Below are 17,286 nucleotides of genomic sequence, written 5' to 3' on the forward strand. Positions count from 1 at the left end.
GGCAGTCAGCCGCGGTCCAGGTCGCGACGAGATCACGGCAGAGCCGGAGACACTTGTGTAGCGGATGACCAGGTCTTCGTCGTGCTTCCAGCAGTTGTGCCGGAACTGGATCTCCATCTGCTGCTCATCGGCTTCGACGCTGCGGCAACCCTGCCCACAGGATCAGGCCCTGGCCCCTGGCACGGCCGGTGAATTGGGAGGACGCCGGGCAACGGCGAGCCTAGGGTGTGGTGCATGAGCCAGACTTCCGTCGACCCCGTCGACCCCGTCGACCCCGTCGCGCACAACCGCCTTGCCTGGGACCGCGAGGCGGAGGCGGGCAACGAGTGGTCCCGCCCGGTCGGTCCCGAGGTGATCGCGAAGGCACGGGCCGGACAGTGGTCCGTCGTCCTCATCGGGCACGAGCCGGTCGACCCGACCTGGTTCCCGTCGGACCTCGCCGGTAGCGACGTGCTCTGCCTCGCCTCCGGCGGCGGGCAGCAGGGTCCGGTGTTGGCCGCGGCGGGCGCGCGGGTGACCGTCTTCGACAACTCGCCCCGCCAGCTGGCGCAGGACGAGATGGTCGCGGCGCGCGAAGGGCTCGACCTGCGCACCGTGCTCGGCGACGCGCGCGACCTGAGCGCCTTCCCGGATGCCTCGTTCGACCTGGTCTTCCACCCGGTATCCAACCTGTTCATCCCGGAAACGGCGCCGGTCTGGCGCGAGTGCCACCGTGTGCTGCGCCCGGGCGGAACGCTGTTGTCCGGCTTCCTCAACCCGGACGTCTACCTCTTCGACGCCGAGCCCCTGGAGGCGCGCGGCGAGCTGGTGGTGCGCCACCGCCTGCCCTACAGCGACCTCACCCACCTGGAGCCCGCCGAGCGGGAACGGCTCTGGGGCCTCGACGCACCGCTGGAGTACGGCCACACGCTCACCGAGCAGCTTGGCGGCCAGATGGCGGCGGGCTTCGCCCTCACCGGTTTCGCCGAGGCACCGCACCACTCGGACGCCACCGCCGGCTGGCTCTCCGGCTACTTCGCCACGAGAGCGGTCAAGGCCGCCACCGGCCGCTGACCCGCCACCCGGCCGGGCCGGGTGGGCGACCCGTTCGAGCCGGGCACGCGCTGTCAGTGGTGGCTGGAAAGCTGGCCGTATGAACGCCGATGACGAGCAGCTGATGCGGGGCCGGGTGTACGGCCGCGACCACGACGACCCCGACCCCGGCCCGCTGCCGCACCGGAGGTACGCGGTCCTCGTCGGCGGGCCCCTGGACGGACTGTTGCTCGACATCACGGGGCGGCGGCCGGAGGAGATCGACGAGGGCGTCGCTCTGCCCACGGAGCTGTCGCGGTGGCCCGGCGGCCGGGCGTTCTACGACCCGCGCCCCGGCGAGCCGCGTCCAGCGGTCGGCCCGGGGGTGGTGTGCCGCTTGCACTACTCCGGCGACGCGCCCTGACCCCCGCGCCGGACGATGCGGGCCCGCGGGGGAGTGGGCTCCCGGGCCATTTGCGCTTTGGCAACGCTGTTGCCAAAGTAGGCGCATGACTGCCCAGGAGACCCCCGCGTCCGCATCCGCACCCGCGTCCACCCCGGCCGTGCCGGTCACCCTGCCCGCCGGCGCCGCAGACGTGGCAGCGCTGGAGGCGCAGGAGGCCCGCCTCGTCCTGCCCCGCTTCACCCATGACGACGCCTGGGCGCTCGGCAACCTCCTCGTATCACTGGCCCGTGACAGGTCCGCGCCCGTGGTGATCGACATCCGGCGCGGGGCCCAGCAGATGTTCCACTGCGCACTGCCCGGGGCCAGCGCCGACAACGACGCCTGGGCCGATCGCAAGCGCCGTACCGTGGAGCGGTTCGGCGTCTCCTCGCTGCTGACCGGTACCCGGTTCCGCTCGCGCGGCCGGAACTTCGACACCGACGCACGGCTCGACCCCGCCGAATACGCCGCGCACGGCGGCTCGTTCCCGATCGCTGTCGAGGGCGCGGGCGTCATCGGTTCCGTGACGGTGTCGGGGCTCCCGCAGCTCGAGGACCACGCGCTGATCGTGGAGGCCCTGGAACGCTTCCGGGGCTGACGCCCGACGCGACCCGCGCCGGGCCCTGGTCGAGACCACCACGATGCCCCGCCGGGGAGGGGCGGCCCCGCGGCGCCGGTACGCGCGGCGCCGGTGTCGTCCCGGCCGGTGGTCGGGGCCTGTCCGTCACCGGTCGCGGGGGGCGCCGCCGTCCCGGGCGCTCTCGTCGGCGGTGGCGAGGTCGAGGGCTTCGGTGAGGCGGCTCAGCCGCGTCTGGAGGTCGCGGATCTCCTCCAGCTCGAATCCCGTCGCCCGCGCGATCCGGCGGGGCACCTCCACCGCGCGGGCCCGCAGCGCGGCGCCCTGCGCGGTGAGGACCGCGTGCACCGAGCGCTCGTCCTCGGTGCTGCGCTCGCGGTGGATCAGACCGGCCGCCTCCAGGCGCTTGAGCAGCGGTGACAGCGTGCCCGAGTCGAGGCGCAGGTGCTGTCCGAGCTGCTTCACCGGCATCTCGCCGTGCTCCCAGAGCACCAGCATCACCAGGTACTGCGGGTAGGTCAGGCCCAGGTCCTTGAGGACGACGCGGTACAGCCCGCCGAAGGCGCGGTTCGCCGCGCCCAGCGCGAAGCAGATCTGTCCGTCCAGCCGGAGGAAGTCCTGGTCGGGGAGGGGGGCGCGCTGCTGCTCGGTCATGGGAACCAGTGTACTCGAGACACTTGTCAGCAATTGAGTTGTGCACAGCTTAGTTGTGTTCGTTTCAATTGTGTGCTTCATTGGTGGAGCGAGCCGGACCCCGGCCGCACAGGTTCACCCCTCCGAGAGGAACCCCGATGGACGCGCTGTACACCGCTGTCGCCACCGCCAACGGCCGTGAGGGCCGCGCCGTCAGCTCCGACGGTCAGATCGACCTGGCGCTCGCCATGCCTCCGGCGCTGGGCGGCAACGGCCAGGGCACCAACCCCGAGCAGCTCTTCGCCGCCGGTTACGCCGCCTGCTTCGCCAGCGCGCTCGGCCTGGTCGGCCGCCAGGCCAAGGTCGACACCGGCGACGTGTCGGTCACCGCGGAGGCCTCCATCGGCCAGGACGCCACGGGCTTCGGCCTCGCCGTGACCCTGCGCATCGAGCTGCCGGAAGCCCTCGCCGGCGAGACGGGCGCCCTGCTCGTCAAGCAGGCCCACGAGGTCTGCCCCTACTCGAAGGCCACCCGCGGCAACATCCCCGTGGAACTCGTGATCGAGTAGCCCGCGGTACCCCCCTGAATGGGCGGGTACCGGGCGTCCGGCCGGTCTCGTTAGCTTCGTCGGGTCAAGGACGTACTCGGAACAGGAGAGAACGCGTGACCCGACAGTCGACCCGCTTCGGCCGGCACGCCGTCGCGGCCGCCCTGATGGCGCTGCTGGCCCTGCTACTGCCGACGTCTCCCGCGCAGGCGGCGGAGAACCCCGGAATCACCTACACGACGAACTTCCACAACGCGGCGATCTACGAGCTACGGGCCGCCGTCAGCTGGAAGTGCCTGGACATCCGCGGCGGCGGGGCGCCGCAGGCGGGCGCGGTCATCCAGACCTTCGACTGCAAGAACGCGCTCCACCAGCGCTTCACCTTCCAGCGCACGGGCGGCGGGACCTTCACCGTCGGGGCCTTCGGGACCTACTGCCTGGGCACCCAGGGCGGCACCGCACCCGGCACCCCGCTGGTCCTGACCAACGGCTGGGGCTGCGCGACGTTCACCTGGAACTACCGCGGTACGGAGGCCTATCCGAACCGCTGGGAGCTCGTCGAGGCGAGCACCGGCCAGTGCATTCGCGACACGGGTCGGCGCTCGCCCGTGGTCCTGGGCGCGTGCGGGAGCACCACCACTCCCTGGCCCGAGGTCTGGGCGCCGCTGTACGACCGCCAGTTCGACTACGACCAGCTGGGCTGAGGTCCGTCGCCCACCACGGCCCGTCCACCCGACGGGCCGTGGTGGGCTGTCGGCGTCCATCGTGCGGGCCGGGATCGACCCATCCGAGGCAACCACGGCGTGGTCCGCCCGAACCCGGCCGGGCGGGGCCCACGGCGCACCTAGGTTCGGCGCACCTGATGTTCCGTTCCTGCGAGGACCGAGGCCCCATGAGCGCAGAACCAGCCCCAACCCCTGCCACCGACATCGGCGCGGGCGAGACGCCCGAGGCCGTCACCGCCCCGCGCGGTGACGTCGGCTGGGAGAGCGCGATGGGGATCTTGATGGCGTTGGTGCCGTGCACCGCCGAACACGCCGAGCACATCCTGGCCCGGGCGGCCCGCACCGCGGGTGCCACACCGGCCGAGGCCGCCGCGGCGGTGGCGACCCTGCGCACCGGGGGCGCCGCGCCGTCCCCGGTACTGGAACGTGCCCTGCGCGCCGGGGTGGACGCGGCCCGTCTGCTGCCGTCCTACCCCGCGGGTGTCGTCCTCCCGCCCCCGGTCGTCCTGCGTCAGCAGTTGACCCACCTACGGGCCGCCCGTCGGCGCACCTTGGCCGCCCCGACCGACGCCACCCTGCGGACCATACTGGCGAACGCCGCGTACACGCTGTGCGTCCTCATGGGTGAGCGCACCGTCCACGCCGCGCTCACCGCTGCCGAAGAACGAGTGGCCCTGCACCGCCTCGGCCCGGCCACGAACCCCACGCCCACCGCCTAGCACCGGGGCGGCACGAGCCCGGCTCGCGGCCGGGGAACAATACGCCCAGGTTGACCGTTCATGTATCTGTAGGGGCTGGTGGGGCAGATGTTCTCGCCCCCACCCATGAACGCCCGCGGCCGGCCACCCCCCCCGGCTGGCGGCGGGCCCCGCCCCGATCGGCCACCCCCCCCGGCCGGTCGGGGCCCCCTTGCCCCCCTTGCCGCGTCAGGTGCGGAACGCTTCGGCGGGCTGCTGTTCCACGAGCTTGGCCAGGCGGGCCAGCATGCCCCGGTGCCGTAGCTGGAGGGCCGCTTCGCTCACGGGGTTGTGCAGCACTCCTCCCAGGCCGCGCAGAGGGTGTTCGTCGCACACGACGAGGGTTTCCTCGCCCCAGGGCCTGAGCTGGAGGAAGATCCGCGCGGTGCCGAGCGACCTGAAGGAGGCCTCCAGCTCCAGCTCCCGGAGGGCCTCCTGGTGGCGCACGGTCGTGGTCCCCTCGGTGGACCACGGACCGAGCCGGATCGTGTAGCGCAGCCGGGATCCGGGGGCCGGCCAGTCGTGATCGAGGGGTCTGGACGCGGACGGTCCCACGACCCACTCGCCGTAGAGCTCGGGGTCGGCGAGCACGGCCCACGTGGTGCGGGGCGAGCGATGGATGAGCTGATGACGGACGGCCATGAAGACTCCTCCTGCTGTCGTCTGCCGAGTCCGCGGCACCGGGGCGTGACGCGCCGGGGGCCTCGCCGGGACAACGGAACCGACCGGGCGGATCGACCTCCGTAGCGCGTACCCCGATTCGAGCGGACCGCACGCGATCCGCCGGTCCGGAACGGGGCGGGACCCCCGGGCGGGTGCCCGCGCCGATGCGGGGTAGGCGGGGAGTGCGCCCGGGGCGTGCACCGACGCCCCGCGCCGCTGAGCTGGAAGGGAAGACGATGACCGCGAAGGAACACCGCAAGCCCACCCCGCCCTCCGAAGCACCGGGGGAGAGCGGCGACCGCGCAGCCCGACAGGCGGCGGAGGACGCCATCGTGCCCGGCACGAAGGACGGCGAGTCGGGCGATGCTCCGAGCGCCGGCACCGAGGCCCGGCGCCGCACCGCCGAGCGGAACGAGAAGCCGACCTCGTAGCCGACTCGGGCGCAGCCCGGGGCCGACGCGGCCTCGACCAGGCGGATGCCGCCCGGCGGGTCAGGTGCCGGAGCGGGCGGCGAGGTGGGCGGCCCACGCGTCGGCGGCCCGGGCGATCGCGTCGGCCGTGGCCCGCTGTTCGGCGGCGAGGTCGTGCCAGCGCCGCGCCTCGGCCCGCGCGAGGACCGCTACGGCCCTCGGCTCGGCGTCGGTCCAGCCCGGCACCCGGGCCGCCCACCGCCACGCCTGCTCGGGGGAGTGCCCGCCGGTGGACACCAGCCGCATTCCCCACAGCGCCGTGTCGATCCAGGCCGGACCGACCGACGCCCACGACCAGTCGACCAGGCGGGCCCGGCCGCCGTCCTCCACCAGCACGTTGGTCGAGGCGGGGTCGGTGTGCAGCAGGCGCGAACCGGCGAGGAGTTCCGCGTCGCCGTCGGCGCAGTAGTACCCCCAACGGTCCCAGGCGGTCGGCAGCCGTACCGCGCGCGGCGCGGGCAGCGGCGCCAGTTCGGCCAGCGCCGCGACGACCGGCGCGAGGTCCGGCGAGCCGGGCGCGAACTCCGCGTCCCGGCCGCGTACTCCTTCGAAAGCCAGAAGGTGCCACCCGTGCCCGGCCAGCCGCCACAGGACCCGTGGCGCGCTCGCGGGCAGGTAGGGGTTCACCGCCTCTTCCAGGTCCAGCTCGTCCACGGGCGACCAGTCGGGCCCCCACCACGAGTCGTCCTCCCCGAGAACCGCACCGGTGGCGGGGGCGCGCTCGCGCTGCCCCTTGACGAAGACGCACGCCCCGGACTCCAGGTCCAGCACGGAGGCGATGCCCGCGGCGGCAGAGTGCTCGGCGTCGCGGGCGGTGAAGACGCTACCGATGCGCTCACCGACGGCGGCCACCAGCGCCTCGGGGAGCTGCGCCCAGGTGACGCGCCCGGGCGTCACCTCAGGCCCCGGGCGGCGGGCGGTGGTCCGGTGGCGAGGGGGGATTCTTGTCCGGCGTGACGGGCCCCGGCGGGCGCCCGCTCGGCTTCGGCGTCACGGGCCCCTTGGGCGGCTTCTTCGCTTCCACGACCGTCATGCCCAGCAGGGTAGACACCGCCCCCCGGTGGCACGGGGGAGCGTGCCGACGTGGCCGATTGGCGTCAGGTGGTGGCGGATTTTCGTGGTCCGGAGTCGAGGGGCGGGCGAGGGCGGCGTCGCTTCCTGTTTGAGGACCGGATTCCCGGCTACACGCGGGACGTCCGCGGTCCCGAACCCGTCTGGGGTTCGGGGCCGCGGTCTGCGCGAACGAGTGAGGGGAGACTCCGGTATGAGGTCGTCGAGGCAGGGCGGGGGGACGACCGGGTGCGGCTCGGCGTCCCTGGTGCGCGACGTGGTGTTGGCGGTCGGGCTGGTGGCGATCTGCCTGGGGGGCCTGGCCGTCTTCCTGCGGAGCACCGGAGCGGACGGGGCCGGGGCGTTCGTACTCCCGCTCGGCACCGCGGTGCTGCTGGCGACGGGCGTGGCCCTGGCCAAGCGGGGCATGGCACCCGACCGTCGTCGCGCCGCCCGGACGGACCGCGCGGACCCGCCCGGCACCGCAGACGCGTACGTGGAGACCGACGCGTCCGCGGGATCGGCGCCGGAGGAGGTGCCCGACATCGGGTCCGGGGCGCTGGACCACGCCGCGGTCGATGCCGACGGCTTCGAGCACGCGGTGGCCGCGCTGTGCGCCCGCGACGGCTGCACCGCCGTGGAGGTGGTCGGCGGTGCGGGCGACCTCGGCGCCGATGTCCTCGCGACGACCGCGCAGGGGCTGCGCGTCGTCGTCCAGTGCAAGCACTACGGCGACGGCAACCGGGTCGGGTCGCAGGACCTCCAGCGGTTCGGCGGGACCTGCTTCGCCGTCCACGAGGCGGACGTCGCGATCCTCGTGACCACCAGCTCCTTCACCGCCCCGGCCCTGGAGTACGCCGCCCTGTGCGGCATCGTCTGCGTGGACGGGGAGGCCCTGGCGGCGTGGACCGGGTCGGGGGCGGCGCCGCCGTGGGACGCCGTCGGCGACGACACGACGGCTCCGGTCCCGGTGGCCTGACCCCCGCAGCGGCCCGTACGCGGCCCGGTCCCCGGTCGTCATCCGGCCAGGGGCCGACCCTCGTGCGGGTCCGGTCCGCCCGGCGGCCGGAAGCAGGCGGTGATGGCCTTGCCGCCGTGACGGGCGTGCGCGTCCCACGTGTCGGAGAGCGCGTCGATGATCGCGAGCCCCCGGCCGGAGGTCGCCGTGCTGCTCGGGTCCCGGGGGGAGGGGAGGTGCGCGTCCTCGTCGCTGACGCTCACGTGCAGACAGCGGCTGTCCCAGGTGAGGACGAGCCGGGCCGGACTCCTGGCGTGTACGTGGGCGTTGGTCACCAGTTCGGAGACGGTCACGAGGATCGCGTCGACCGTATCGGGCGCGTCGGCCGTCCAGCGCAGCGACTCCAGGTGCTCCCGCGTCCAGGTGCGCGCGGCGCGCGCCCCGTACGACACCGGAAACGATCGGGCCCAGCCCACGGCTCGCAGCATCATGTCCTCCTCACCAGGGGACGGCGGGAGGGACCTCCGCCCGCCTCGGACGCGTCTGCCCGCCATCGCGCGCCGCACCCCCGTAGCGCGGAAGCGACCGGCCCGGGGGCGTCATCGGCCAGGTCCGGGGCAGGACCGCACCATGCCCGAAATGATCACTGAACTCCTCACCCGTGTCGCGCGGCGCCGCCGCGACCCCGTCGCCGTACAGGCACTGCGGTCCACCGCGGCGGCCGTCGTCAGCTACTGCGTCGCCCTGCGCCTGAGCGACGAGCCGAGCCCGCTGACCGCCCCGCTGACGGCGTTGCTCGTCGTCCAGGTCACCCTGTACTCGACGCTGACCACCAGCGTCCGCAGGGTCAACGCCGTGGTCGTCGGCGTCCTGATCGCGATCGGCTTCAGCGCGCTCGTGGGGCTCACCTGGTGGAGCCTCGGCCTGCTCATCCTGGCCTCCCTGGTGGTGGGTCACCTCGTCCGGGTCGACGAGTTCATACCCGAGGTCGCGATCAGCGCCATGCTCGTCCTGGGCGTCGGCCAGGTGACGGACACGGCCTGGGACCGGGTCCTGGAGACCGTCATCGGCGCGGTGATCGGACTGCTCGTCAACCTGCTGCTGGCGCCGCCGCTCTGGGTGGGCCCGGCGGGCGTCGCGATCACCGACCTCGCCTCGCGCATGAGCCGGTTGCTCGACCACCTCGGGGCGGAACCCCTCGGACCGGGCCGGGTGGCGCGGGCGGCGGCCCGGCTGCACGAGGCGCGCCGCCTCGACAACGACATCGCCCAGGTCGACGCCGCCCTGCGCCGGGCCGAGGACAGCCTCCGGTTCAACCCGCGGGTCAAGGAGGGCCTGCTCTTCCGGCTGGTGCTGCGCACCGGTCTCGACACCCTGGAGATCTGCGCGGTGGTGCTCCGCGTGGCCTGCCGCACCCTGACCGACCTGGCCAGGGCGCGCCCCGACGGACCGCTCTTCGACGCCGCGACCACGGCCGCCCTCCAACAGGTGCTGCGGCACACCGCGATCGCCGTGGAGAGCTTCGCCCAGTTGATCACCGCCCAGGTCAGTGCCAACGCCGAGCAGGCCGAAGCCCGTCTGACCGGAGAGCTGGCGGTGGCCCGGGAGCACCGCGACCGGCTCGCGGAACTGCTGCCGGTCTCCACCCGCGCACATCCGGAGCACTGGCAGCTGTACGGCGCCCTGCTCACCGAGATCGACCGGGTCCTGGACGAGCTGGACGTGGAGACGCGCTCCCAACGCCTCATGGAAGGACTCGACCAGCACGCCCGCAACCGCCCCACGGGCTCCGTACGGGCCCGCTTGTCCAGCCGCCTGCGCGCCCCGCGCACCCGGACGTTCAGCCGAGGACCGCGGTCACCTCACGGCGGGTCGCCTCGGACAGGAGCGGAGCCCAACGGGTGAAGAGCTCCAGCAGGCCCGCCCCGTTGCGCTCGCGGAAGGACGCGTTCACCTTGGCCAGGTCCAGTTCGTTGGCCACCGTCAGCTCGGCGAAGTCACGGCGCTGCTGCGGGGTCGGGGTGAACTCCTCGCCGGTGAAGCGGTCGCGGAAGGTCACCGGCGCCCCGTCCGGGGCGGCCAGGCCGGGATAGGAGGCCGCGCGGTCGCAGCTGGCGTAGAAGTACACGAGTGCTTCGGCCTCCGCGCCGATCGCCTCGGTGAGGCGGTCGCGCTCGGAGAGCTCCAGCAGGCTCAGGGGCAGCCCGTCCGTGCCGTAGAAGGCGTGGCACAGGGCCGCGGTCCGCAGGGCCGGCCGCGCACCCCACTCGGCGAGCAGCGCCTCCACGCGCAGCAGATGGGTCAGCAGGGTGCCGCCGGAATGCTTGGTCGTCGCGGCTCCCAGCTCCTTGAGCAGGGCGATCGCCGGGGAGTCGGTGTGCTTGTCGTCGCTGTCCGTCATGCGCACATCATGACGCGGCCCCCGCGTCCGCGTCCGGCGGGACCGGAATGCGGACAACCGGCACCTCCCACCGCCGGGCCACGGCCATCGCGCCGCGTCACGGCCGACCGGCCGCCGACCGCGCCCCCTCCCGGCGCAGCCGTCGCAGGACGACGCCCACCACGAGCAGCAACAGGCAGGTGCCCGCCGCCGCGTGCACGAGCAGCGTGTCCAGGCGGTCCGCGGCCAGGTAGCCGCCGACGGCCAGGGCCACCAGCGCGCACACACCGCGGTCGATGATGGACTCCACCGACAGCAGGGTCGCCCGGTACGGCGTCGCCGGGATGGCCGCGTTGATCAGGTTGCGCTGCACGGGATAGGCCAGGCCCGCCGCCGCGGCGAACACGCACAGCCACAGGATCGTGCCCGGCGCTCCGGACAGCGTGGTCGCCGCGAGCGTGAGGGCCATGACCACGCTGAGGACGGTGACCGCGGTGGTGTCGGACACCCTGCCGCGCATCCAGCCCGTTCTGGCCGACCCCACCGCCTCGGCGACCGTCATCGCCGACAGCACGGCGCCGTGGTCGGCGACGGGCAGGTGCTTCTCCAGGAGCAGCGGCTGGAAGAGGTTGACCTGGCAGATGCGGGCGAGCGTGAACACGGCCACGCCCTGCACCATCAGCGGCCCCAGGGACCGTGACGCGCCGAGCACCCCGACGGCCCGACGGGCCGAGTCGAGGAGCCCGGCGCGCGCCACGGGCGGGTGGTCGGCCCCGCGCGCAGCCGCGATCGCGGGGAGGGCGGCGGCGCAGGCCAGCGAACCGAGCGCGGAGAGCGCCGTCAGGACGTACGGCGCGTCGTGGCGGACGTGCATCAGTACGCCGACGAGGGGCCAGCAGGCGATCTTCGCCCACAGGCCGAGCGCCCGGGCGGTGCCCTCGGCCTGTACGTAGTGCGCCTGCGCGCCGTGCTCGCGCAGGTACTCGTACAGGTAGGCGCTGGAAGCCCCGGACACCAGCGACCGGGCCGCGGCGATCGCCAGGAAGTGCGCCATGAACCCGGCGAACGAGGGCGAGGCGACCGGGAGGAGGTTCGCCGCGACCATCACGACCGCCCCGAGCTGCATGCAGCGCCGCTGCCCGATGCGGTCGGCGATGACGCCCGTGGGTATCTCCAACAGGCAGAACGCCACGTAGTAGACGCTCTGGATGCCGAAGATCTGGCTGTCCGACAGGCCTGCCCGCCTCTGGTACTCGTAGAAGACGGGCATCCACCACAGCAGGTTGAACAGCAGTTGGAAGCCGTTGTTCAGGCGGATCGCGCGGAGCGCCGCGGCGGGCGGCCGGACGCGGCGCGTCCGGTGCGCGCGCAGGAGCGGGAGGGGCATGGGTCGACCTTCGGTGGGGCGGTGTGCGGGAAGGGGCGGACGGGTCAGGCGCTGTACGGCCGGAGCTGGAGGACGTGGAGCGCGCCGTCCGGCCCGAGCAGCCACTCGACGTCGAGCGGCCCGGCGAAGGTGTAGTCCGTGGCGAAGTGCGACTGGAGCAAGCGGCCCGCCAGGGCCAACCGGGCCAGGTGGTCGCGCGTCTCCTGCGGCAGGTCCTCGACGGCCGCGCCCAGCGAGGTGGTGCGGCCGCCGCCCTCGACCGTGTTGTACAGGTACTGCAGGGGCAGGGTCCGGCCGTCGACGACATCGGCCGTGGACCCGTGCGCGCAGTTGAGGTACACGTTGCGGAAGTCGGCCCGGTTGGTCGGATTGCAGGTGACCATGACGCCGCCGAGCGGGGACGGCTCGTAGCGCTGGACGATCACCCCCATGTAGGTGTCGTCCAGGGAGATGCCCGCCTGGTGGCGCAGCCGCACGCTGCGCGGGGAGAGCAACGAGGCCCACACCTGGCGGATGGCGTCCAGCAGCCCCGGCAGGTCGGCGACCTTGGTGTGGGACTCGTAGATCCCGGCCGCGGAGAAGCCCGGCAGGTCCTCGGCGTTCGAGGAGGACCGCACGGCGAAGCGGCTGGTGCCCGCCAGGTGTGCGACGACCTGGGAGTCCAGGGCCCGTACCAGGTCCTCGGGCACGGGAAGGGTGCGCACCAGGTGCTGCAAGGGGACGCAGATCGTGTCCACGGCGTCCATCGCGTTCAGTTCCAGGGCCATCTTCAGCTTGCCGATGCTCTGTTGCACCGCCGGAGAGGAGTTCAGGAAGCGCTGCTGGACGGAGAAGGGGACGGCGACGCCCGCCGGTGCCCGGACGTGCCGGGTCAGGAACTCCCCGGCGTGCTGGGCGAGGTCGCCGTCCTCGGGCAGCCGCAGCCGGGCGGCCAAGTGCCCGAGCAGATCGGCCCGGGGCGGCCGGGGCACGGAGTAGTAGCCGGTCAGCCGGGAGGATCCGTGGCGCAGGACGTGGTGGAGCTCTCCGAGGTTGGCCGCCTTGGTGCCGTAGCGGTTGCGGTCGACGGCGCGCAACGAGGACAGCGGCACCAGCGGTACGTCCGTCACGTGCGGGGCGTCCAGACGCACCCGCTGGGTGTGCCAGGTCGGTTCGGCGAGGTCGGCGGGCTCCTCGGCGGGCTCGATGGCGAACCCGTCGGCGGTGACCTCGTAACGGACCCAGGCGCCGTCCCACTTCTCGTCGGCGATCGTGTCGAGGACGCCGCGGACGATGGCGTTGGGGACGCCCCAGCCCGCGGCCAGCATGTTGGTGTGCGACAGCGGGGTGGTGGGCAGGGCGTTGACCAGACCGGCGAGCCGCGGGATGTCGTCGGGGACCACCGGCATGGCGACGATGTCGTACCAGGCCAGGTCCGCGCGGGCGGCCAGGTACTCCTCGCGCGAGGCGAACGCGCGGAGCCGGCCGGTGGCGCGGGCGAGGGTCAACGGGACGAAGGGCGCCGTCGCCAGCAGCGCGTGCCCCCGGGCGCGGGGCACCACGGTCTCCGGCACCGCCGCCAGGGCGTTCTCCTGGCCGTGGTTGGCCGGTTTCACCAGCAGTTCGAGCGCGGGATCGAGGTGGGCCCGGACGAAGGCGTGGAACTCGATCAGCAGCTCCGCGCCCATCGTGTCGGCCTCGGTGGTCTCCAGCACCATGAAGGGCTCGTCGTGGTCCGCACCGCCCAGGGAGCGCAGCGACAGGACGCCGAGCAGGAACCGGCGCGCGGGGTCGTGGTAGACCTCATGGTTGAAGCGGTCGAGTGCGGCGTCGAGCTGCTCCAGGGTCGACCCCTGGATCTCGATGGCTATGTAGTTGACGTGGAAGGAGTGCACGGCGCTGTCGAGCACGTGCCACAGACCCCGTTCCCGGTCCACGACCACCTTCACGTACGGGTGCCCGCCCAGCACCCCGGCCAGTTGCTCGAAGAGCGGGAGGGTGAGCAGGGTGTCCACGGCGGCGCCCCGGTGGGACGGCGCGGGTGCGGCGGTGTCGTCGTCGGTGTGCGTCATGCGGGGCTCCCGGGCGTCGAGCGGTCGGCGGCCGTGGGGGAGGGGGTGGTGGCGGTGGCGGGTCCGCCGGGGGACGGCGCGGGGTCGGACGCCTGGGTGAGGGCGTTCGGGAGGGCCGCGAGGATGCGGCCGCAGTCGGCCAGCAGCTCCGGCCCGGACGCGGCGCGCAGGAAGCAGAGCGCGGCCATGGAATTGGCCCCGCCCGCCTCCTCGTACGGCGGGACCGCACTGCCCGGCGGGAGGCTGTGCTCGCGCACCAGCTCCACCCGGGATCCCGGCGCGACCAGGGCGGACCAGTCGACCGCGGCGAAGTCCCAGGCCGGGAGCCGGTCCCAGGGCCGGCCGTCGGGGCCGACGGCGAGGACGACCAGGGAGCCGGCGGCGCCCTCGCCCTCGGTCAGCATCCGTTCCGGGTAGTCGACGTCCCCGCCGAGCAACTGGCGCACCAACATGCCGATCATGTCCACGCCGAAGACCGTCTCCGCCTGTCGGGTGGTCATCACCCCGCCGAAGCGGGCCGCGGTCTCGATCAGCCAGACCGCCCCGCCCGCGCCGAGCTTGATCTCGGTGTGGGTGGCGCAGGTGTCCAGCCCGAGCGCGTCGACGGCGGCGCGCGACACCTCCTCGATCCGGCGCTGCGCCGCGACCGGGAGGGCGGCCGGGGCCAGGCTCGCCCGCTCGGTGAAGGGCGCGACGGTCGGCAGGCGCCCGGTGAGGCACAACGGGTGGTAGCGGCCGTCGGCGACGATCCCCTCCACGCTGACGTAGTCGCCCCAACCGGGCCCGTCGAACCAGTCGGCGGCCTCCCCGGTCACGATCTCCTCCAGCAGGAAGTCGCTGACGCCCGCGTCGGCGGCGTGCAGCTCCGCGTAACCCCGCGCGGACGAGGCCTCCATGACGGAGCGTCCGGTCTTCCAGGCCTCCTCGGCCTGCTGCTCGTTCCACACGGTGAGGTGCGCCGTGGACCCCGCGCTCCAGGCGGCCTTGAGCAGCAGCGGCGGCCTGAGGTCGTCGAAGGCCGTCGTGATGTCCTGCGGTCCGTCGATCTCCGCGAAACCCGGTACGGGGACCCCGGCGTCACGCCAGATCCGGCGCATCAGCCGTTTGTCGCGCGCCCCGGTGACCCGCTCCCCGGCGCCGGGCAGGCCGAGCCGCAGGCTCGCGTGGGCGACGGCGACCACCGCGTACTCCGAGAGGGTCAGCACCGCCGCGGCGCCGACGCGGCGGGCGTGGGCGCAGATCAGATCGACCAGTTCCACCCCTTCGCCGGGCGGGGCGGTGGTGACCGACGCGCACCCGGGCCGCCACACCGACTCGGTGACGCGGGGCAGCGGCGCGAGCGCCAGGACGTGCACCTCGGCGTGGGCGGCGATCCTCGGGACCGCGTATTCGAGGGGAGGGCCGCCCTTGGCGTAGACGAAGAGGATCGGGGTCATGGGGCTCCTGGGGTCGAAGGGGACGCCCCTCGGTGCGACGGCGTCGTCTGCGGACGATCCCCACGCGGTGTCACCGCGCGAGGACCGGGGGCGGCGCGAGCGTTACGGAAGAGGGGCGGACGGACGGGTGTACGCCTACTCGATTAGGCGTTCGGCAAACACCAGCGCATATCAAGTGGCCCCGCTACGGGGGCATTTCGGCCACCCCCGCGCAGGCCCGACGGACGGGCGTCGGCGGGGCGCATCCGGGCGGCGTTCGCGGGCAGGCGGGGGCCATGGCCAGGCAAGCGAAGGGAACCCCCGTGTCGACGTCTCCCCCCGCCCGAGCGCGGGCACTTCGCCCGCGCTCCGCAGCCGTCCGTGCGCCGGGCGAGCGCGTGAGCGACGCCGTTCCCGAGCGCGGGCGCGTGCGCACGGGGGGCGTCGCGTGAGCGGGAGCCGGGGCCGGGAGGCCCTGAGACGTGCCCGGTTCCTGCTGGTGCTGCCGGTGCACCTGGTGCTGCTGATGGTCGTCGGCCGGGCACTGACCGGCCCGCTCGCCGGCCACTGGCCGCTGTCGGCGGAGGACGGGGTCAACCGGGCCCTGGCCGCCCACCGCGAGCCGCTCCTGAACGGTTTCACCCAGTGGTTGTCCCTGCTGGCGAACACCCAGGTGATCACCGGCCTCACGCTGGTCTGCGTGCTGGCCCTGCTGCTGACGCCCCCGGCGCCGCGCTGGGCCGAGGCGGGGTTCCTCGCCGCGGCCGTCGCCGTCCAGTCGGCGATGTTCCTCCTCGTGACCCTGGTCGTGGAACGGCCGCGCCCCGACGTCCCCCACCTGGACCTGGCACCGCCCACCTCCAGCTTCCCCTCCGGGCACGTGGGCGCGGCCGTGGCCCTGTACGGGGGCCTCGCGGTGCTCACCCGGGTGGGCGCGCGCGGCGCCTGGCGTCGGCCCGTGGCCGCGCTCCTGCTGCTGGTGCCGCTCGCGGTGGCCGCCTCGCGGCTGTACCGGGGGATGCACCACCCCTCTGACGTACTGGGCGGCCTGTTCAACGGCGCGGTGACGCTGGCCGTGATCGGGACCGTCCTGCTCGGCGGCCGCCGCCGGACCCCGGGGTCCGCGGGGAGCGCCCGCGACGCCGCACCGACCACGAACCCGCCCCCGGCCCCAGGGGGCGGACGCACGCTCGTCGTACGGAATCCACAGGGCTGCGACGACGAACTGGCCGACCGCCTCGGGGCCGTGCTCACCCGGCACGGTCACGCCGCGCAGCAGTGGATCCCGACCGGTGCGGAACTCCCGTGCGGCGACCTCGCCGCGGAACTCGACGCCGCCGCGGTCGGGCTCGTCGTGGTCTGCGGCGGCGACGGCACGGTCCGCGCCTGCGCCGAACTGCTGGCGGGCACCGGTATCGAGCTGGTGGTCGTGCCGTGCGGAACGGGCAACCTGCTCGCCCGGAACCTGGGGCTCGCGCCGGATCCGGTGACCGCCCTGGAGGAGGCCCTGTCGGGCGGGTGCCACGGCATCGACGTGGGCCGGATACGGGGCGACGGCATCGAACCGGCCCGCTTCGTCGTGATGGCGGGCGTCGGCTTCGACGCGGCCATGGTCCAGGACGCGTCGCCGCGCCTGAAGTCCCGGCTGGGCTGGGCCGCCTACGTCATATCCGCCCTGCGCCACCTCGGCGACCCCGGCATCCGCTTGACGATCCGGCTCGACGACGGGCGCCCCCTGCGGCGCCGGGCCCGGATGGTCGTGATCGGCAACGTCGGCATGCTCCAGGGAGGCCTGCCGCTGCTGCCGCGGGCCCGGGCGGACGACGGCCGCCTCGACGTGGTGCTGTTCGCCCCCCGAGGGCCCGCGGGCTGGCTGGCCGCCGCCGCACACCTCACCCGGCGGACCCCGCGCACACCCGCCCCGCCCGGGCCCGGAGCGGGTGCGGAGCACGTCGCCGGGGGAGCGCTGGAGTACTTCAGCGCCACCCGGGTCGAGATCCGTTGCACCGCCCCGCAACCCCGGGAGATGGACGGGGACGCCGTCGCCCCGGGAGAGCGCCTGACCGTGGAGGTCGACCCCGGCGCCCTGCGCGTACGGCTGCCGCGGGCACTGTCCGGCACCGGGGCCGAGGCACCCCCGGCCGCGGTGCCGACCCCGCGGCACTGAATTCCCGTACCGGGAGAGCGCGTTCCGGGCGGCGCAGACAGCACACAGCAGACGGCAGACGGCAGACGG

The 17,286-nt window shown here is 74.1% G+C and carries 18 protein-coding genes; 10 read left to right on the plus strand and 8 right to left on the minus strand.

The annotated features are described in order from the left end of the window. Positions 1-234 precede the first annotated feature (234 nt). The 3 genes from ACFWAR_RS26030 (at position 235) to ACFWAR_RS26040 (ending at position 2,054) form a co-directional block, all read left to right on the plus strand. Positions 235-1,053 (plus strand): class I SAM-dependent methyltransferase, encoded by an 819-nt coding sequence (locus ACFWAR_RS26030; protein WP_385781658.1) that lies wholly within the window; start codon positions 235-237, stop codon positions 1,051-1,053. A 79-nt stretch (positions 1,054-1,132) separates the two neighbouring features. Further along, a complete protein-coding gene (locus ACFWAR_RS26035) occupies positions 1,133-1,435 on the plus strand; it encodes a hypothetical protein (protein WP_385781661.1) in 303 nt (100 codons plus the stop codon). Positions 1,436-1,520: 85 nt separating this feature from the next. Beyond that, entirely contained in the window at positions 1,521-2,054 is a 534-nt protein-coding gene (locus tag ACFWAR_RS26040) for a heme-degrading domain-containing protein (RefSeq protein ID WP_385781664.1), read from the plus strand. A 126-nt stretch (positions 2,055-2,180) separates the two neighbouring features. Here the strand turns inward: ACFWAR_RS26040 and ACFWAR_RS26045 are convergent, their stop codons facing one another. Beyond that, a complete protein-coding gene (locus ACFWAR_RS26045; RefSeq protein ID WP_385781667.1) occupies positions 2,181-2,687 on the minus strand; it encodes a MarR family winged helix-turn-helix transcriptional regulator in 507 nt (168 codons plus the stop codon). Positions 2,688-2,824: 137 nt separating this feature from the next. Between ACFWAR_RS26045 and ACFWAR_RS26050 the strand changes: the two genes are divergently transcribed. The 3 genes from ACFWAR_RS26050 to ACFWAR_RS26060 all read left to right on the plus strand — a co-directional run bounded on the left by ACFWAR_RS26050 (position 2,825) and on the right by ACFWAR_RS26060 (position 4,658). Continuing rightward, entirely contained in the window at positions 2,825-3,235 is a 411-nt protein-coding gene (locus tag ACFWAR_RS26050; RefSeq protein WP_385781669.1) for an organic hydroperoxide resistance protein, read from the plus strand. A 95-nt stretch (positions 3,236-3,330) separates the two neighbouring features. After that, positions 3,331-3,918, plus strand: a complete 588-nt coding sequence (locus tag ACFWAR_RS26055) for an RICIN domain-containing protein (RefSeq protein ID WP_385781672.1) — start codon at positions 3,331-3,333, stop codon at positions 3,916-3,918. A 188-nt stretch (positions 3,919-4,106) separates the two neighbouring features. Continuing rightward, positions 4,107-4,658, plus strand: coding sequence for a DUF5133 domain-containing protein (locus ACFWAR_RS26060; protein WP_385781675.1), 552 nt, complete (start codon positions 4,107-4,109; stop codon positions 4,656-4,658). A 207-nt stretch (positions 4,659-4,865) separates the two neighbouring features. Here ACFWAR_RS26060 and ACFWAR_RS26065 read toward each other — a convergent pair whose 3' ends face one another. Beyond that, positions 4,866-5,318, minus strand: coding sequence for an SRPBCC family protein (locus tag ACFWAR_RS26065; RefSeq protein WP_385781677.1), 453 nt, complete (start codon positions 5,316-5,318; stop codon positions 4,866-4,868). A gap of 257 nt (positions 5,319-5,575) precedes the next feature. On the opposite strand from ACFWAR_RS26065, the gene ACFWAR_RS26070 reads away from it, so the two are divergent. Next, complete coding sequence (locus ACFWAR_RS26070) at positions 5,576-5,770, plus strand: hypothetical protein (protein WP_385781680.1); 195 nt, start codon at positions 5,576-5,578, stop codon at positions 5,768-5,770. A gap of 60 nt (positions 5,771-5,830) precedes the next feature. Here ACFWAR_RS26070 and ACFWAR_RS26075 read toward each other — a convergent pair whose 3' ends face one another. Then, on the minus strand, positions 5,831-6,661 hold the full coding sequence (locus ACFWAR_RS26075) for an aminoglycoside phosphotransferase (RefSeq protein ID WP_385781756.1): 831 nt from the start codon (positions 6,659-6,661) through the stop codon (positions 5,831-5,833). A 412-nt stretch (positions 6,662-7,073) separates the two neighbouring features. Here ACFWAR_RS26075 and ACFWAR_RS26080 point away from each other — a divergent pair, with 412 nt between their 5' ends. Further along, entirely contained in the window at positions 7,074-7,838 is a 765-nt protein-coding gene (locus tag ACFWAR_RS26080) for a restriction endonuclease (protein WP_385781683.1), read from the plus strand. Between the two features lie 38 nt (positions 7,839-7,876). Here the strand turns inward: ACFWAR_RS26080 and ACFWAR_RS26085 are convergent, their stop codons facing one another. After that, positions 7,877-8,305: an ATP-binding protein gene (locus ACFWAR_RS26085; RefSeq protein ID WP_385781685.1), complete on the minus strand. Its 429-nt coding sequence runs from the start codon at positions 8,303-8,305 to the stop codon at positions 7,877-7,879. Positions 8,306-8,447: 142 nt separating this feature from the next. Between ACFWAR_RS26085 and ACFWAR_RS26090 the strand changes: the two genes are divergently transcribed. After that, entirely contained in the window at positions 8,448-9,722 is a 1,275-nt protein-coding gene (locus ACFWAR_RS26090; RefSeq protein WP_385781688.1) for an aromatic acid exporter family protein, read from the plus strand. Here ACFWAR_RS26090 and ACFWAR_RS26095 read toward each other — a convergent pair. The 4 genes from ACFWAR_RS26095 to ACFWAR_RS26110 form a co-directional block, all read right to left on the minus strand. Continuing rightward, positions 9,658-10,218, minus strand: coding sequence for a DUF6817 domain-containing protein (locus tag ACFWAR_RS26095; protein WP_385781689.1), 561 nt, complete (start codon positions 10,216-10,218; stop codon positions 9,658-9,660). The two genes, ACFWAR_RS26090 and ACFWAR_RS26095, sit on opposite strands and share 65 nt — an antisense overlap. A gap of 97 nt (positions 10,219-10,315) precedes the next feature. Further along, the gene (locus tag ACFWAR_RS26100) at positions 10,316-11,584 is read right to left on the minus strand and encodes an MFS transporter (protein ID WP_385781692.1); all 1,269 of its coding nucleotides are present in this window, start codon (positions 11,582-11,584) and stop codon (positions 10,316-10,318) included. 44 nt (positions 11,585-11,628) lie between these two features. Then, positions 11,629-13,635 carry a PEP/pyruvate-binding domain-containing protein gene (locus tag ACFWAR_RS26105; protein ID WP_385781695.1) on the minus strand — a complete coding sequence of 669 codons (2,007 nt, stop codon included), beginning with the start codon at positions 13,633-13,635 and terminating at the stop codon, positions 11,629-11,631. After that, positions 13,632-15,071: an acetyl-CoA carboxylase biotin carboxylase subunit family protein gene (locus ACFWAR_RS26110; RefSeq protein ID WP_385781697.1), complete on the minus strand. Its 1,440-nt coding sequence runs from the start codon at positions 15,069-15,071 to the stop codon at positions 13,632-13,634. Before ACFWAR_RS26110 ends, ACFWAR_RS26105 begins: the two co-directional genes overlap by 4 nt. Before the next feature lie 427 nt (positions 15,072-15,498). Between ACFWAR_RS26110 and ACFWAR_RS26115 the strand changes: the two genes are divergently transcribed. Beyond that, positions 15,499-17,217, plus strand: a complete 1,719-nt coding sequence (locus ACFWAR_RS26115; protein WP_385781700.1) for a diacylglycerol kinase family protein — start codon at positions 15,499-15,501, stop codon at positions 17,215-17,217. The last annotated feature ends 69 nt before the right edge of the window (positions 17,218-17,286 follow it).

Origin of the sequence: Streptomyces sp. NPDC059917 (genome assembly GCF_042730635.1) — a bacterium.
GTDB lineage: Bacteria > Actinomycetota > Actinomycetes > Streptomycetales > Streptomycetaceae > Streptomyces.

Bases quoted from the DNA above. Each gene is read 5' to 3' on its own strand.
- ACFWAR_RS26030 (WP_385781658.1), top strand. From the start codon at position 235: ATGAGCCAGACTTCCGTCGACCCCGTCGACCCCGTCGACCCCGTCGCG.
- ACFWAR_RS26035 (WP_385781661.1), top strand. From the start codon at position 1,133: ATGAACGCCGATGACGAGCAGCTGATGCGGGGCCGGGTGTACGGCCGC.
- ACFWAR_RS26040 (WP_385781664.1), top strand. From the start codon at position 1,521: ATGACTGCCCAGGAGACCCCCGCGTCCGCATCCGCACCCGCGTCCACC.
- ACFWAR_RS26045 (WP_385781667.1), bottom strand. From the start codon at position 2,687: ATGACCGAGCAGCAGCGCGCCCCCCTCCCCGACCAGGACTTCCTCCGG.
- ACFWAR_RS26050 (WP_385781669.1), top strand. From the start codon at position 2,825: ATGGACGCGCTGTACACCGCTGTCGCCACCGCCAACGGCCGTGAGGGC.
- ACFWAR_RS26060 (WP_385781675.1), top strand. From the start codon at position 4,107: ATGAGCGCAGAACCAGCCCCAACCCCTGCCACCGACATCGGCGCGGGC.
- ACFWAR_RS26065 (WP_385781677.1), bottom strand. From the start codon at position 5,318: ATGGCCGTCCGTCATCAGCTCATCCATCGCTCGCCCCGCACCACGTGG.
- ACFWAR_RS26070 (WP_385781680.1), top strand. From the start codon at position 5,576: ATGACCGCGAAGGAACACCGCAAGCCCACCCCGCCCTCCGAAGCACCG.
- ACFWAR_RS26080 (WP_385781683.1), top strand. From the start codon at position 7,074: ATGAGGTCGTCGAGGCAGGGCGGGGGGACGACCGGGTGCGGCTCGGCG.
- ACFWAR_RS26085 (WP_385781685.1), bottom strand. From the start codon at position 8,305: ATGCTGCGAGCCGTGGGCTGGGCCCGATCGTTTCCGGTGTCGTACGGG.
- ACFWAR_RS26090 (WP_385781688.1), top strand. From the start codon at position 8,448: ATGCCCGAAATGATCACTGAACTCCTCACCCGTGTCGCGCGGCGCCGC.
- ACFWAR_RS26095 (WP_385781689.1), bottom strand. From the start codon at position 10,218: ATGACGGACAGCGACGACAAGCACACCGACTCCCCGGCGATCGCCCTG.
- ACFWAR_RS26100 (WP_385781692.1), bottom strand. From the start codon at position 11,584: ATGCCCCTCCCGCTCCTGCGCGCGCACCGGACGCGCCGCGTCCGGCCG.
- ACFWAR_RS26105 (WP_385781695.1), bottom strand. From the start codon at position 13,635: ATGACGCACACCGACGACGACACCGCCGCACCCGCGCCGTCCCACCGG.
- ACFWAR_RS26110 (WP_385781697.1), bottom strand. From the start codon at position 15,071: ATGACCCCGATCCTCTTCGTCTACGCCAAGGGCGGCCCTCCCCTCGAA.